The 16,069-nt window shown below is 57.0% G+C and carries 10 protein-coding genes; all 10 read left to right on the top strand.

All coding sequences use genetic code 11. The features are described from left to right. Positions 1–94 precede the first annotated feature (94 nt). The 10 genes from FLT43_RS23835 (at position 95) to FLT43_RS23880 (ending at position 16,030) form a co-directional block, all read left to right on the top strand. Positions 95–8,368 (top strand): WIAG-tail domain, encoded by an 8,274-nt coding sequence (locus FLT43_RS23835; RefSeq protein WP_115057720.1) that lies wholly within the window; start codon positions 95–97, stop codon positions 8,366–8,368. A gap of 191 nt (positions 8,369–8,559) precedes the next feature. Continuing rightward, positions 8,560–9,369, top strand: coding sequence for a glycosyltransferase family 2 protein (locus tag FLT43_RS23840; RefSeq protein ID WP_087441190.1), 810 nt, complete (start codon positions 8,560–8,562; stop codon positions 9,367–9,369). 4 nt (positions 9,370–9,373) lie between these two features. Beyond that, positions 9,374–10,573, top strand: a complete 1,200-nt coding sequence (locus FLT43_RS23845) for a glycosyltransferase family 2 protein (protein WP_244194081.1) — start codon at positions 9,374–9,376, stop codon at positions 10,571–10,573. A 96-nt stretch (positions 10,574–10,669) separates the two neighbouring features. Next, on the top strand, positions 10,670–11,401 hold the full coding sequence (locus tag FLT43_RS23850; protein WP_087441189.1) for a sugar phosphate nucleotidyltransferase: 732 nt from the start codon (positions 10,670–10,672) through the stop codon (positions 11,399–11,401). After that, the gene (gene rfbB, locus FLT43_RS23855) at positions 11,398–12,390 is read left to right on the top strand and encodes a dTDP-glucose 4,6-dehydratase (protein WP_087441188.1); all 993 of its coding nucleotides are present in this window, start codon (positions 11,398–11,400) and stop codon (positions 12,388–12,390) included. Before FLT43_RS23850 ends, rfbB begins: the two co-directional genes overlap by 4 nt. Next, the gene (locus tag FLT43_RS23860; RefSeq protein WP_244194080.1) at positions 12,390–12,539 is read left to right on the top strand and encodes a GT-D fold domain-containing protein; all 150 of its coding nucleotides are present in this window, start codon (positions 12,390–12,392) and stop codon (positions 12,537–12,539) included. The genes rfbB and FLT43_RS23860 overlap by 1 nt, the downstream gene beginning before the upstream one ends. Before the next feature lie 15 nt (positions 12,540–12,554). Next, on the top strand, positions 12,555–13,931 hold the full coding sequence (locus FLT43_RS23865; protein ID WP_087441187.1) for a glycosyltransferase family 2 protein: 1,377 nt from the start codon (positions 12,555–12,557) through the stop codon (positions 13,929–13,931). A 197-nt stretch (positions 13,932–14,128) separates the two neighbouring features. Beyond that, positions 14,129–14,290 carry a hypothetical protein gene (locus tag FLT43_RS31010; RefSeq protein WP_479691903.1) on the top strand — a complete coding sequence of 54 codons (162 nt, stop codon included), beginning with the start codon at positions 14,129–14,131 and terminating at the stop codon, positions 14,288–14,290. Positions 14,291–14,404: 114 nt separating this feature from the next. Then, positions 14,405–14,674 (top strand): hypothetical protein, encoded by a 270-nt coding sequence (locus FLT43_RS23875; protein WP_244194079.1) that lies wholly within the window; start codon positions 14,405–14,407, stop codon positions 14,672–14,674. A gap of 216 nt (positions 14,675–14,890) precedes the next feature. Next, positions 14,891–16,030, top strand: coding sequence for a CgeB family protein (locus FLT43_RS23880; protein ID WP_164776617.1), 1,140 nt, complete (start codon positions 14,891–14,893; stop codon positions 16,028–16,030). Positions 16,031–16,069: the final 39 nt, after the last annotated feature.

Raw genomic sequence — 16,069 nt, forward strand, 5'->3', positions numbered from 1 at the left:
ACATGTCAATACCTCAAATAGGCGAGTGACGATATGAGCCTATAACGCATATGATGCTCTATATGTTGGGCATAGAACGGAAAGGAGAGAGCACATGAAAAGGAAAAATGAAAAGCGGACAACCAAGGGACAGAAGCCATCAAAGAAATCGCCCAGAAAGCCGCTATACTTTGTCGATAATCCGAACCAGTCGGAGTTATCGCTGCTGGACCGTCTTAATTCAACGAAGAATCCGCCGGACGATTCCGATAGAGCAAGCGTTAATGCGCTGGCTGCCCTTGAAGCCGTAGAGTCGGAGCGAGAGAATTCGCCTCCGCTGATCACGGCTATATCCGAGAGAGACCTTTATGACGACGACCGGATCGGGGAGGAACTGGAAGTCATGACGGGGGGGGCAGAGACCGAAGAGGAATTGCCGCTCCTCGAGAACCCGCCCGCTGAGGATGAACCGGACAGAGCCGAAGGGACAGATGATCTTATAGCGCCGGGAAGGCCAACGTCCCGTCAAGGAGGGAGCAGCCGCCGCAATGATCGCACTGCGAAGCGGTATGCTGGTACGGAACGTTCCCGAGCGGGCGAAGAGGAACGGCCATCGCGCAAGGAGGATTATCCGACTTATACGTCGGCATTCAGCATGGCGGGGACGCTGCCGACCGATCCTGCGGCGCGCGATGCTGCCGCACGGTCAGGCATGGATGAACCGGCGGCCCCCACTCCCCCGCCGTCTCCGGCTGCTCAGCCTGAAGCCCATGCTGCCCAGGCTGCCGATACCCGCAAGGCGAAAGAGAAGCTGCTGGCAGAGAAGCGGAGTTCGGCGCGATCGACCGCCTTTATCTATACCGATGATATTGCGGATGAAGCGGTCACGGAGGAGAAGCTGGCCGCCTATTCGATCAGCGGATCGAAGCTGCGGCGCGAGAGTATTGGCACCGACATGCTGATTGACTATGCCGTTACGTCCCTGAAAATAGCGGAGGAGGCAGTAACCGGATCGAAAATTGCACCCAACTCGATCGCTGGGGAGCATTTAATACGCAATGCCGTGTCCGGGGGAAAGCTTCGCGACCGCTCGGTTACAGGGGAGAAAATTAAGGACGGCAGTATCACTTCCGAGAAGCTGGCGGACAAAACGATTGATTCGTCCAAGATCGCGGAAGGATCGATCCAAGCGAAGCATCTGAGCGAGCTGTTGATTTCAGGCAATCTGATTCAAGATCAAGCGATTACCGCGGAGAAAATCCGCAGCGGTGCCATTCGCACGGAAAATCTGGCGAACGAATCGGTTGACGCCTCCAAGCTGGCGCCTGAGTCGGTTACGAACTCCAAGCTGCGCGCCGGGGCAATTACCGGCGACAAGTTGGCGCCAGGCAGCATCGACGCGCGCCATTTCAGCGAAGGGGCCGTTGAAGGCCGCGCTATCGGAATGCAGGCGGTGGAGAGCCGTCATATCGGCCCCGGGCAGATCGAAAGCACTCATATCGCGTTTGGCACGCTCTCCGGAGCGATGCTTGAAGCCAAGAGCATCACCAGCGAGCCGCTAGCTGACGAGGCGGTGCAATCCCGTCATCTGGCAGAAGATAGTATTCGCGAGGGGCATATCGGCCCAGGACAGGTCAGCAGCCGTCATCTGGCCGATAGAGTCATTACCACCGCCAAGCTGGCGGATCAATCCGTCAGCACGATGAAGCTTGTCGAGCACGCGGTCACCTCCTCCAAGCTGGCGGATCAAAGCGTGCTGTCGACGAAGCTGGCGGATGAAGCGGTTCGTTCCCGGCACCTCGGGAAGCAATCGGTTGACGGGCAGCATTTGGCTCTTCAGGCAGTTGAGTCCCTTCACATCGCGGAAGAGGCCGTCAATGAGATACACATCGCCCCCGGTGCTGTAAATGGAATTCATCTTATGCCGGAAGCGGTTCATGGCGAGCATCTTGCGGATCAAGCGGTGGAAAGCCGGCATGTAGGCTACCAGGCTATCGAGAGCCGGCATCTTGGCGATGAAGCGGTCACCACAGCCAAGCTGGCTCCGGGCGCCGTATCGTCCGATCAACTGGCGGATGAAGCGGTTATAGCCCGGAAGCTGGGAGCTGCCAGCGTCACGTCGGAGAAGCTGGCCTATGCCAGTGTGCAGCAGCATCATTTGGCGGAAGGAGCGGTCGGCCCGGAAGCGCTCGGCCCCCAGGCGGTGCAGGAGGAGCATATTGCCACTGGAGCGATCAGGTCGGGACATATCTATCCGCAGTCCATCCAGTCTACCGAGCTGGCTCCCGAGGCCGTCACGAGCGAGAAGCTGTCGGTGAATGCCGTCTGTGAGCGCCATATCGGGACGGGGGTTATCTATTCCCATCATCTGGCTGACCATATTATTACATCTTTGAAATTGTCTCCGGAGAGCGTATCGACCGATAAACTGAGTGATTTGTCCGTCACCACCGCCAAGCTGACGAACAGTAGCGTAACCGCAGACAAACTGGCGGAGAACAGCGTGACAACGGCACATCTTGTCGCTGGAGCCGTCACGTCCGACACTCTGGCTGACGAGAGCGTGCAGGCGCAGCATCTCGCACCGAATTCGGTAGGGGCGGGGCAACTGCAGCCGGATTCGGTCTCAGGGGCGACGATCCAAGAATCAGCGATTCGCGCGGAGCATGTGCATCCCGGGAGCATCGGTTCGGTTCAGCTTGATGCAGCCAGCGTAGGCAGCGAACACGTGATTGAGGGATCCATTCACGCCAAGCATCTCGCAGGCTGGAGCATCGGGTCCGATCATCTCGTCGATGCGGCCGTTACAGGAGATAAATTGGCAGATGACAGCGTGGCGGCCCGGAATCTCCAAGCGGCAAGTGTAGATACCGATCATCTGGCGGAGGAAGCTGTCACCGGCTTGAAGGTGGCTCCCGGTTCGATTGGATCTCACCATGTACGGGAAGGAGCGATCCGGTCCGTCCATCTGGCCGCGCATTCTGTTGGCGAGGAGCAGCTTCAGCCGAAATCGATATCTTCAGGAATGCTGCAGGAGGACAGCGTAACTGCGGCCAGCATCGCTCCCCAGTCCATCACGGAGAAGCATGTGGCGCTGGAAGCGATATCCGGCAAGCATATGCAGGCAGAGTCGATTCAGGGGTACCATCTGCGCAAAGGAACGATTACGATGGCGCATTTGGGCGCTGATGTGCTCTCCAGCGATCTTATCCCGGAGGGAAGTCTGGGCGGGAGCAAGCTTCAACCTCGGGCTGTGACGAGCGGACATATGGCGGATGCCGCCATCCAAGCCAGCCATCTGGCCGACGATGCGGTTCACTCCCGTCATATTGCGGTGCAAGTGATCCGTTCGGAGCATCTTTCGGCCAGTTCGGTGTCCGGCGAGCATCTCGCTTCCGACTCGGTCAGCGGCGAGGCGATAGCGGAAGGCGCTGTCGGCAGCGGCCATCTCTCAGCAGGCGCGGTGCAAAGCCACCATGTCGCCTCCGGAGCGATTCAAGCCGAGCATCTGCAGAAGAACGCGATTACCGGCGAGCATATCCGGCAGGCTGCAATCGGCGGCCATCATTTGCAGCTGGGTATGATTGACAGCCAGCATCTCCAGCCCGGCTTGATTGTATCCGCTCATTTAAGCGAAGGGGCTGTTCTTCCGCATCATTTGCGGGAGCAGACAATCGGAGAGGAGCATCTGCAGGCTGCAAGCATTCGTGCGGATATGCTTCAGGACGGAGCCGTGACGGAACGGAGCCTGGGTGACGGCTGTGTGACGAGCAGCAAGCTGGATATGTGCAGCATCGCACGTGATCATGTGCAACCGGGAGCCATTGGCAGCACGGAGCTGGCAGGCGGCGCAGTTCAATCGTCTCATGTGCAGCTTGGTGCCATTGGCAGCGACCATATTGAGACAAATGCGATCGGAAGCGATCAATTGGCAGATGGAACGGTCGGCTTCTCGCATTTGAATGAAGAGGTCATGGAGCTGCTAACCTCTGCGATAACGCCGAAGCCGGCGGAGGCCGTTGTGATTCCGGAAGATTCGATCGCGTCGGAGATGCTGCATGCCGGGGCGGTTACGGCAGAGAAGCTGGCTCCTCACAGTGTCGGCTCGACTCATCTGCAGGAACAGGCCATCAATTCCTCACATTTGGAGGGAGCCGCGGTGGAGGGGCGGCATATCCGCCCGCAAGCGGTCGCCAGTGAGCATATCGGCACGGGGGCCGTCCAGTCCGAGCATATTTCGAGCGGAGCCGTGCTCGGCAGCCATATGGCTGCGGGCGAAGTAACGGGGCACCATATTGCGGAGGGTCAGGTAGCCAGTCAGCATATCGGTGCGGGTGTAGTCACAGGCCATCATATCGCCAAGGGCGAAGTGGCCGGTTGGCATATTGGTTCGGGTGAAGTAAAAGGCCGCCATATCGCCGAGGGCGAGGTAGCGTCATCGCATATCGGCGAGGGAGAAGTCACCGGGCGGCATATTGCTGAAGGGGAGGTCGTCGGTCATCATATCGGAGCTGGCGAGGTAACCGGCCGCCATATCGCCGAGGGCGAGGTAGCCGGTCATCATATCGGCGCGGCTGAAGTGACCGGCCGTCATATCGCTGAAGGCGAGGTAACCGGCGATCATATCGGAGCAGGCGAAGTAAAAGCCCGCCATATCGCCGAGGGTGAGGTCGCCGGTCGCCATATCGGAACAGGCGAAGTCACCGGCCGCCATATCGCTGAAGGCCAGATAGCCGGTGAGCATATCGGAGCAGGGGAAGTCACCAGCCGTCATATCGCCGAGGGCCAGGTATCCGGATGGCATATCGGAGCAGGAGAAATAACGGATCGCCATATCGCTGAGGGCGAAGTAGCGGGTCGTCATATCGGAGCAGGAGAAGTGACCGGCCGTCATATCGCTGAAGGCGAGGTAATCGGCCAGCATATCGGAGCAGGCGAAATCACCGGCCGCCATATCATGGAAGGAGAAGTAGCTGGTCATCATATTGGAGCAGAGGAAGTCACTGGCCGTCACATCGCCGAAGGCGAAGTAGCGGGCCGGCATATCGGAACGGGCGAAGTCACTGGCCGTCATATCGCCGAAGGCGGGGTAGCGGGCCGGCATATTGGAGCGAGCGAAGTGACCGGCCATCATATCGCCGAGGCTGAGATAGCCGGTCATCATATCGGAGCAGGAGAAGTGACCGGCCGCCATATTGGCGAGGCCGAGGTAGCGGGCCATCATATCGGAGCAGGAGAAGTGACCGGCCGTCACATCGCTGAGGGCGAGGTAGCGGGCCATCATATCGGAGCAGGAGAAGTGACCGGCCGTCATATCGCTGAGGGCGAGGTAGTTGGTGAGCATATCGGAGCAGGCGAGGTCACCGGCCATCATATTGGCGAGGGCGAAGTAGCGGGTCGTCATATCGGAGCGGGTGAAGTGACCGGCCGTCATATTGCCGAGGGTGAGGTATCCGGGTGGCATATCGGAGCAGGCGAAATAACGGACCGTCATATCGCTGAAGGCGAAGTCGCGGGTTATCATATCGGCAAGGGGGAAATTGCCGGTGAGCATATCGGGGCCGGAGAAGTAAAAGGCCGCCATATCACCGAGGGCGAAGTAGTCGGCCACCATATTGGAACGGGAGAAATAAAAGGCCGCCATATCGCTGTGGGCGAGGTAGCAGGCAATCATATCCGTGCGGGTGCAGTGACCGGCCGTCATATCGCTGATGGCGAGATAGCCGGTGAGCATATCGGAGCAAGCGAGGTCACCGGCCATCATATTGGCGAGGGCCAGGTAGCGGGTCATCATATCGGAGCCGGTGAAGTAGTCGGCCGTCATATTGCCGAGGGCGAGATAGCGGGCCAACATATCGGAACGGGAGAAGTGAGCGGCCGCCATATCGCCGAGAATGAGATAGCGGGCCAACATATCGGAACGGGAGAAGTGAGCGGCCGCCATATCGCCGAGAATGAGGTATCGGGTCATCATATCGGAGCCGGAGAAGTGAGCGGCCGTCATATCGCCGAGTGTGAGATAGCGGGCCAACATATCGGAGCCGGAGAAGTGAGCGGCCGTCATATTGGCGAGGGCGAGATAGCGGGCCAACATATCGGAGCCGGAGAAGTGAGCGGCCGTCATATTGGTGAGGGCGAGATAGCGGGCCAACATATCGGAGCCGGAGAAGTGAGCGGCCGCCATATCGCCGAGAATGAGGTATCGGGTCATCATATCGGAACGGGAGAAGTGAGCGGCCGCCATATCGCCGAGAATGAGATAACGGGACAACATATCGGAGCCGGAGAAGTAGTCGGCCGCCATATCGCCGAGGGTGAGGTGTCGGGCCAACATATCGGAGCCGGAGAAGTGAGCGGCCGCCATATTGGCGAGGGCGAGATAACGGGCCAACATATCCGAACGGGAGAAGTGAGCGGCCGTCATATTGCCGAGGGTGAGGTATCGGGTCATCATATCGGAACGGGAGAAGTGAGCGGCCGCCATATCGCCGAGAATGAGATAACGGGCCAACATATCGGGGCCGGAGAAGTGAGCGGCCGCCATATCGCCGAGGGCGAGATAGCGGGCCAACATATCGGAGCCGGAGAAGTAGTCGGCCGCCATATCGCCGAGGGTGAGGTATCGGGTCATCATATCGGAACGGGAGAAGTGAGCGGCCGCCATATCGCTGAGAATGAGATATCGGGCCAACATATCGGAGCCGGAGAAGTGAGCGGCCGCCATATCGCCGAGAATGAGATAACGGGTCATCATATCGGAACGGGAGAAGTGAGCGGCCGTCATATTGCCGAGGGCGAGATATCGGGTCATCATATCGGAGCCGGAGAAGTGAGCGGCCGTCATATCGCCGAGGGCGAGGTAACGGGCCAACATATCGGAGCCGGAGAAGTGAGCGGCCGTCATATTGCCGAGGGCGAGATAACGGGCCAACATCTCGGGGCAGGAGAAGTGAAGAGCCGCCATATCGGCGAAGGAGAAATAGCCGGTTATCATATCGGAGCAGGAGAAGTAAAAGGTCATCACATCGCTGAAGGCGAGGTAGTCGGCCGCCATATTGGCGAAGGTGAGGTAACGGGCCAACATCTCGGGGCAGGTGAAGTAACAGGCCGCCACATCGGCGAAGGAGAAGTAACCGGCCAACATCTCGGGGCAGGTGAAGTAACAGGCCGCCATATCGGCGAAGGAGAAATATCCGGTCAACATATCGGAGCAGGAGAAGTAAAAGGTCATCACATTGCTGAAGGCGAGGTAGTGGGCCATCATATTGGTGAAGGTCAGGTAACCGGCCAACATCTCGGGGCAGGTGAAGTAACAGGCCGCCATATCTGCGAAGGAGAAATATCCGGTCAACATATCGGAGCAGGAGAAGTAAAAGGTCATCACATCGCTGAAGGCGAGGTAGTCGGCCGCCATATTGGCGAAGGTGAGGTAACGGGCCAACATCTCGGGGCAGGTGAAGTAACAGGCCGCCACATCGGCGAAGGAGAAGTAACCGGCCAACATCTCGGGGCAGGTGAAGTAACAGGCCGCCATATCGGAGAAGGAGAAATAGCCGGTCAACATATCGGAGCCGGAGAAGTAAAAGGTCATCACATTGCTGAAGGCGAGGTAGTGGGCCATCATATTGGTGAAGGTCAGGTAACGGGCCAACATCTCGGGGCAGGTGAAGTAACAGGCCGCCATCTCGGCGAAGGAGAAATATCCGGTCATCATATCGGAGCAGGAGAAGTAAAAGGTCATCACATTGCTGAAGGCGAGGTAGTGGGCCGTCATATTGGTGAAGGTCAGGTAACCGGCCAACATCTCGGGGCAGGTGAAGTAACAGGCCGCCATATCGGCGAAGGAGAAATAGCCGGTCAACATATCGGAGCAGGAGAAGTAAAAGGTCATCACATCGCTGAAGGCGAGGTAGTGGGCCATCATATTGGCGAAGGTGAGGTAACCGGCCTACATCTCGGGACAGGAGAAGTGAAGAGCCGCCATATCGGCGAAGGAGAAATAGCCGGCCAACATATCGCAGCGGGGAGCATCCGGTCTGAGCACTTGGAAGAGGGAGTCTTGATTTCGATCGTGCCCCAGCCCGGAACGGTTACACCGGAGTCCTGTTCCTTCGTTCCCGTGCGCACTGCGATGCCGCGCGCCGGAGCTTTGCAGCAATTCGGGATGAGCGCATTTCTGCTCCAGGGGGAGACAGACCGGGTAGACGTCCGGATTGCCTTCGATGAGCCGTTCCCGAATAATCAATATGTTCTTGTCGCGATGACCAACCACCCGGAATGCCATGCGGTGCTCAAATCGCAAGCAACGCACAGCGCCGTTCTGGAAATACACCGTAAAGATCCACAGTCACAGCCGTTCGGCTGCGTATCCTGGATTGCGATCGGCTAGCTTGCGGCCGATACGCCGGTTAGACAAGATAGCCGCCAGATGCCAACTGGCGGCTTTTTGCACATCTTAGCGATCCGCCGGGTTATGGGAGGAAGCGGGCCGAATGTGCACATGTGCCGTTACACTCTGGACTCTGTCTCATACAATGGGATGTAAATACATGTGCAATTTGCCCGGGAGGGATACGTGCAATGGCTCATTCCAAAAGATTTCGTTCTGCGCGAACGCGTACCCGCCGGCGTGTACGGCGACATCGAATCCATAGTTCTTCCGATCCCTTTGTATCGGTCATCATCCCGGTTTTGAATGAACGGCGAACACTGGCCCGTGTCATTGAGCGGGCGGCACAGGTGCATCCCGCCTCAGAGGTCATCGTCGTAGCGAACGGCACGACGGACGGTTCGGACCGCATCGCAGAAGAGATGGGAGCCCGGGTTCTTCGTTATGCGATCCCGCTTGGCCACGATAAGGGAAGATCCATTGGAGCCGAAGCTGCGGCAGGACGAATTCTGCTGTTCATCGACGGAGATATCGTGCTGCAAGCATCGGAATTGCGCCCGTTCGTCCATGCGGTGAACAATGGCGTCGATGTCGCTCTCAATAATTATCAGGGACCCGTCCGGAAGCATACTGTACATGGAGTTGTATTGGCAAAGCATGCCTTGAACGCCATGCTGTCCAGGCAGGATCTGGGGGGAGCTTCCATGACTGCCGTTCCGCATGCGTTAAGTCGTCGGGCGCTTGAACTGATCGGTGTCGACGCGCTATCTGTCCCGCCGCTTGCGCATACGATGGCCATCGTATACGGGCTGAATATCCGGGGAGTGCATACGATTGACGTCGGCCGCATAAATCGGATACGTGTACGGGGGATGGGGCAGGATCCGCTGGAGCCGCTGATATGGCAAGATCACATGCAGGCGATTCGCTGGTTGATGGAACAGCGGGGCCCTCGCGGTGGCCATTCGGATTTGACCAGACAACGGGAGCGGGTGACATGATGCCATGAAAAGGAAGCGATTCTTCCGCAGAACATGGAAGATTATCCGGGGGCTGGGCCGTTCACCGCGCCGACGCCAATCGCGCGGGGGACGAAGAAAGGGCTACCGGCGCATGCTGGCTAGCCGTATGATCAGGCGAAGCCGGCACCGGCAAAGCGGACATAAGCAGCTTCTGCATTGGAAACATCAGCTACCTGTGCCGCAGGTAAGCGGAGCGTGGCGCCATGCAGCGCGGGATGCGGGAAGGCGGCACGGGAACGAATATGCCGCATTAGGCGGGCAGGATACATGCAAGGACATTGTCCGCTTCATGCAAAGCCGGTTCACCGAGTTCCTCGCGCCATACCGGCTGGAACCCTTATCCTACTCGGAAGTCAGCGAGTTGGCGAAAGCATACAGAGCCGGATTTACGATAGGAAGGTACCAGAACGGGAGGGAAGCCGTACTAATTCCGACCCCTAGGCCGATCGATGCAATCGTGTGCGCCCAAAATGAAGAAGACAGCATCGCAGGAGTGTTGAAGGAACTCGGGCGCCTGCCGTTGTCGCGCACCATCGTCGTGGTGAACGGATCCTCAGACGGCAGCTTGCAGGCGGTGCTGGAAGCTTCGGAGGACGCCAGCATCGTTCACTATCCGGAAGCGCTTGGCCATGACGTTGGCCGCGCTATCGGGGCGAGTCTGTCTCAAGCGGAGATTCTGTTATTCGCGGATGCCGATATCCCGGTTGCTGCGGAAGAGCTCGGCGCTTTTATATGGGCATGCGACAATGGCGTCGATGTGGCTCTTAACGACATCAGTCCGTTCCTGGGACCCTTCGTCAAGCGGGATGGAATTACGCACTGCAAAGAGTGGCTGAACCGTAGTCTGGGCCGCGCCGACTTGCATGCCAATTCGCTGACCGCTGTCCCTCATGCCATTACTCGCCGCGCGCTCGATACCGTAGGTGTGCAAAATTTAATCGTTCCTCCCAAATTCCAGACGCTTGCCTTGGTACGGGGCTTACGCACGGAAGCGGTGCATGCGGTCGACGTTATCGGAAGGAATCGGATACGCCGCACGAATGTAGGCGCATTGAATCCGGTGGCCGAGCTTATCATCGGGGATCATGTGGAGGCATTTCACTCCTTATGGGAGGAAAATGCGTCATTCTTCAGCGAGAAGCACCAACGCGATCAGATTGCCGAGAGGAGGAACCGGGGATGAATTGAATCCTCCGCCCGGCAGGTGCGCATTATTCGTGTAAGCTCCGTACCGTTCACAGAGTTGGGCTTTCCCAACTTACTCTAAGGAGGGAATCGAATGAAAGGAATTATTTTGGCGGGAGGTACAGGCACCCGTCTATATCCATTGACGAAGCTTATGAATAAGCATCTGCTCCCTGTTGGCAGGCATCCGATGGTCAGCTACGGCATTGAGCGTCTGCGTGCGGCGGGTATTACGGAAATTATTATGGTTATCGGAAAAATGTCCGCATCCTTGTTTACAGAGTATTACGGGAGCGGGCAGTCTTGTGGCGTTCAACTGACCTTTGCCATCCAGGAGGAAGCGGGGGGCATCGCCCAAGCACTCTCGCTGGCGAAGCCGTATATTGCTCCAGGAGAGAAATTCATCGTACTGCTCGGCGATAATTTGTTCCGCGACGATCTGGCTCCATATGCAGCGGCATTCGGCGATCAGAGGCCTGGCGAGGCACGCGTTCTGCTGCGGGAAGTGTCCGACCCGGAGCGATACGGAGTGCCGGTCTTCGACAGCGCCAATCCGAAGCGGATCGTCCGCATTGAAGAGAAGCCGGAGCATCCGCCATCATCGTATTGCGTCACGGGCATTTATATGTATGATACCGATGTCTTTCAGCATATTGAGGCGGTTGCACCATCCGAGCGCGGGGAATTGGAGATTACGGATGTCAACAACCGGTACGCGGCCGCAGGCAAGCTGCACTATGATGTGCTTCGATCATGGTGGACAGATGCGGGCACGTTCGAGTCGCTGCATGAAGCGGCTCAAGAGTTGAAGGAGGTCGAGTTATGAACCGGCTTCTCGTAACCGGAGGCATGGGGTTCATCGGCAGTAATTTCATTCTCTACATGCTGGCCCGTCGCCCGGAAGTGCACATTACGAATCTGGATGTGCTCACTTATGCAGGCAATCCGGATAATTTGCAGCATATTGCTGATAGCGAAGCCTATAGATTCGTACGGGCCGATATTACGGATGCGGCGGCTGTGGAACAGGTTATGGCGGAGGGCGCATTCGATGCGATCGTGCACTTTGCCGCCGAATCCCATGTTGATCGCAGCATTGCCGATCCGGAGTCATTCATCCGCACGAATGTGCTCGGCACGTTCCGATTGCTGGAATCGGCACGCCGCCACAGCATTCCCCGCTTTATTCACGTGTCGACCGACGAAGTGTACGGATCGCTAGGAGCGACCGGATTTTTTACCGAAGAATCCCCGCTCATGCCGAACAGCCCCTATTCCGCCAGCAAGGCCGGATCGGATATGCTGGCACGCTCCTATGCCCGCACGTACGGCATGCCAGTCATTATTACCCGCTGCTCGAACAATTACGGTCCGCGCCAATTTCCGGAGAAGCTTATCCCTACCATTATTACGCAAGCGATCCGGGATCAGCCGATTCCCGTGTATGGGGACGGCTCCCATGTGCGTGACTGGCTCTTCGTCAACGATCATTGCGCAGCCATTGACGCAGCGCTGCGGCATGGGCAGCCGGGCGAGGTCTATAATATCGGCGGCCACCAGGAGCGCACGAATCTGGAGGTTGTCCGAATGGTGCTGAACGAGCTGGGGAAGCCAGAGTCGCTGATTGCCTTCGTCTCCGATCGCCCAGGTCATGATCGGCGTTATGCGATTGATCCTGCCAAGACCGAATGCGAGCTCGGCTGGACTCCGAGCGTAAGCTTGGCCGAAGGGATGAAGCAGACAATATCTTGGTATGTGAACAACCGCCCGTGGTGGGAACGTGTCCTGTCCGGAGCGTATTTGGAAGGAAGATAGTGTTTGATTTGGCTGTTGTCGCTGCAGGCATTCCTGCCGTCATTCTGGTTCAGCGCCTTGCCGAACAGTTCTGCAAGGCCGCCATTGATTTTGGACATTTGGCGAATCTCATAGTAGAAGGCAATATTCAAATTTCTTACTTCAAATGAAGGAGGTGCGCCGAGATGCCACCAGTGCGTTCCCGCCGTGACATTCGCCGTGTACACGCAGGCAAGCGGCGCGTCCCCGCATCTTCCATGCGGGCTGCATCCGGACGGAGCAGACAACAACGATACGATCGAGGATATGCCCGCGGCTATGCGGAAGGGTTACGTGTCGGGCAGGCCCAATACGGAGTTCCCTTCGACGGCACGAGCATCATCATCCCGACGTATAACAAGGCCGACCTGTTAGAGCAGTGTATTGCCAGCATCGAGGACCATACATCGATCCCCCATGAAATCATCGTCGTCGACAACGCCTCGACAGATGGCACCGCTGCCTATCTTCACCGGAATACCGGGAAGCTTCGCTTCCATATCCATGAGCATAACCGCGGCTTCGCTGGAGCGGTTAATACGGGGCTGATGATGGCGAAGGGACAGACGATCTGTATTCTGAACAACGATATTCTCGTAACTCCGAACTGGCTCAACAATCTTCTTGACTGCCTCCAGAGCGATGACAAAATCGGAATGGTCGGGCCGGTGACGAATTTCATCAGTGGAGAACAACTGATTGAAGTTCCTTATCAAAGCATTGAGGATATGTATTCGTTCGCAGCGACACATAATGTGCCGAATGCGGGAAAATGGCAAGGAACGGATCGGATCGTCGGGTTTTGCCTCATATTCCGCCGGGAACTGTTCGAGGCGACCGGCTATCTCGACGAAGGCTTCGAGATCGGCAATTTCGAAGATGAAGATTATGTGCTTCGTGTTCGCCTGAACGGACGCAAGCTCGTGATTGCGCGGGATACGTTCATCCATCATTACGGCAGCGTAACGATTAGGGAGCTCGGGGACCAGATTGAGAGTATCAATGACAAAAACGCGGCATTTTTCCGTGACAAATGGGGAAATTCATTCAACTTGGTGCAGCGCGCGAGGGAAGCGAACGGTGGTTCGGGACTTACCCGATGCCATGATTTCTACCCGACGCATGTTGCGGTCACCGGATTGACCGATACGGTCTATTGGGTTGAGCACGGCACGAAATATCCGCTTGCCGGCCATATCGGTGTCCCGATCGTAACCGTCTCGCAAATCGATCTGCGGGGCTGGCCGACAGGACCGGTCATGGATGCAGGGGTTGCCCGTGACAAATGGCAGCGCCAATCCGAACCGAATGGGGATATCGCAGATGGGGCCGTCTTCACGACCGATGCGGGAAAATGGTACCAGCGTCAAGGAGAGAAGTACCGCGAAATTATTAGCGAGCATGCCCTCCGCAGATGGCAGTTGGAGAACCGGGTGCAGCCGCGAACGGATAAAGAGAGAGACGAATTGAAAGAGGGGCCTCCGATCATTCCAGCGCCGGTTATTACCTCCTTTCACTTGTAAGCTTTGACTGCCGATGAGGCTGGGCTTCAGGAAAGGCGGCGGTTGTGGGCAGTTTTGGGCGGATGGCCCGTACACACTTGCCTGTGGCCCGCATATGTTAAGACAAGGAAGTGGAGCTATCACCTGTGCGCGATCCGAGGGAGCACTCCTATCATCTTATACTGGATGCGATAGCCAAGATGCAGTGGAATGCCGCCATGATTTTGGAAGCCAAAGCGATGGAAGCAGAAAAAACGCGAAATTGGATGCTCAATCATTTGACGGAGATCGCTTTACCGAGCATGCGGAAGGCTCCGTCAAAGGAATTAAAGAGGATATCCGGCTGCTGTCGAACTACTAGCTGGAGCTATGCGGCATGATCACCGGCTGGCATTCCCGTCACAAGACAACCGGGACTCCTGAACGCCCTGGTTCAATCCAGCCTATTTCGACAGAGCCGTACTTGACCCGAGGAGTACAGGAGGGAGAATCTATTGGAAAAGCGTTCACACACACGAAGACTGGGGCGCAACACCGTACGCAGCGGCCCCGTTCGCGCGCCCAAAGGAGCTCGCCGGCGTCTATCCGGCCGCTCCCACAACCTGCGGAGAAAGGGGCTGCGAATCGTCCGCCGGGGGAGGAGAGGTTCTTCTCAATCCCATAAGAAGGGCTATGACGGATCTTATCAAGCAGGGTACAATGCCGGCTTTGCCAAAGGCTTCGAGGACGGCCACCAGTTGAAATATTCCGAACATACCGGATAGGCCTATGAACAGTCAGATGCTTGCCGCAATCGGCGGCCGCTGGCTGTTTTTATTTGTTCGGAAGCCCTTTTTGACCATGGATGGATAACCGTCCATGATGCACCTGACGGAGCGGCATATGATGAATAGATGTTAGACTACCGATGCAGCATTTGCGAGGCGGCATCTGCCGCAGCATGTCAATTAGAAATGATGAATGTAAAAAGGAGCGATCGCATGCGTACATTACGCTCACGCAGGCAGCAAGCCCGAATTCATATGAATCAGCAATTACGATACAACGCCCGTCATCAAGGACGCGTCGCAGGGTTCAATGATGGATTCCAGGAAGGCTATGTGCGCGGACGGGCGGATGTCATTATGAAGACGCCGAGGGAGCCTATACCGATGCGGCCGCTCCATGTCTGCTATGTGACAACCGGCAAAGGGTATCCTTATGCCCCGCTGGATGAAGGCATGCGCAACACATGGAAGGAACTGGTCAGCCAAGTGTCGGTATGCGGGCCGGGGGAAGGCGTTGCCGCCGTGGCGGACCAACAGCGGCCCGATTTGGTTTTTGCCCTAGACGGAATGGATCTTCCGGTGGAGCAAGTCGATGCCGTCAGGGCGCTTGGGATCCGAACCGCCCTATGGATTACGGATGATCCCTATTACACCGATATGATGAGCTCCATAGTGACGCATTATGACTATGTTTTCACTCTCGAAGCGAACAGCGTCGAGTATTACCGTTCGCTTGGGGCGAACGTGCACTTTTTGCCGTTTGGCGTCTATCATGGCCATTTCCGGCCTCTTCGCAGCCCCGCTAAGGTGCGAAGGGGAATCAGCTTCATCGGATCCGCCTATTGGAACCGGATCCGGATGATAGAGCCGATTCTGCCCGAACTGATGAAGCGAGGCTTGGTCCTGACCGGCTTATGGTGGGAACGGCTCTCTCAATATCCTCAATACGCCCATCAGATCGAATTGAACCGCTGGATGGACCCGTACGAGACGTCGGAGGTGTACAACGGGAGCAAGATTGTCATTAATTTGCACCGCGGTTACGACGACGAGTCGAGCAACCAGAACCGGATCAATATTCCGACCCATTCCCCGAACCCGCGAACTTTCGAAATCTGTGCCTGCGGAACGCTGCAGCTGACGGACGTGCGATCGGATATCTCCCAATTCTATACCCCCGGCGCGGAAATAGAGACCTATTCTTCCCCGGAAGAGATGCTGGCGAAGATTGACTACTATTTAAGCCATGAACAAGAACGGCGGGAGATCGCGCTCCGCGCTTTGGCCCGGACGATGCGCGAACATACGTATGCGCATCGCTTGAACCAGGTGCTGGCTACCATATTCGGGTAGAACGGCACGATGGCAGGACGGCGGGCATCCTATGCCAAT

Source organism: Paenibacillus thiaminolyticus (assembly GCF_007066085.1).
Lineage (GTDB): Bacteria > Bacillota > Bacilli > Paenibacillales > Paenibacillaceae > Paenibacillus_B > Paenibacillus_B thiaminolyticus.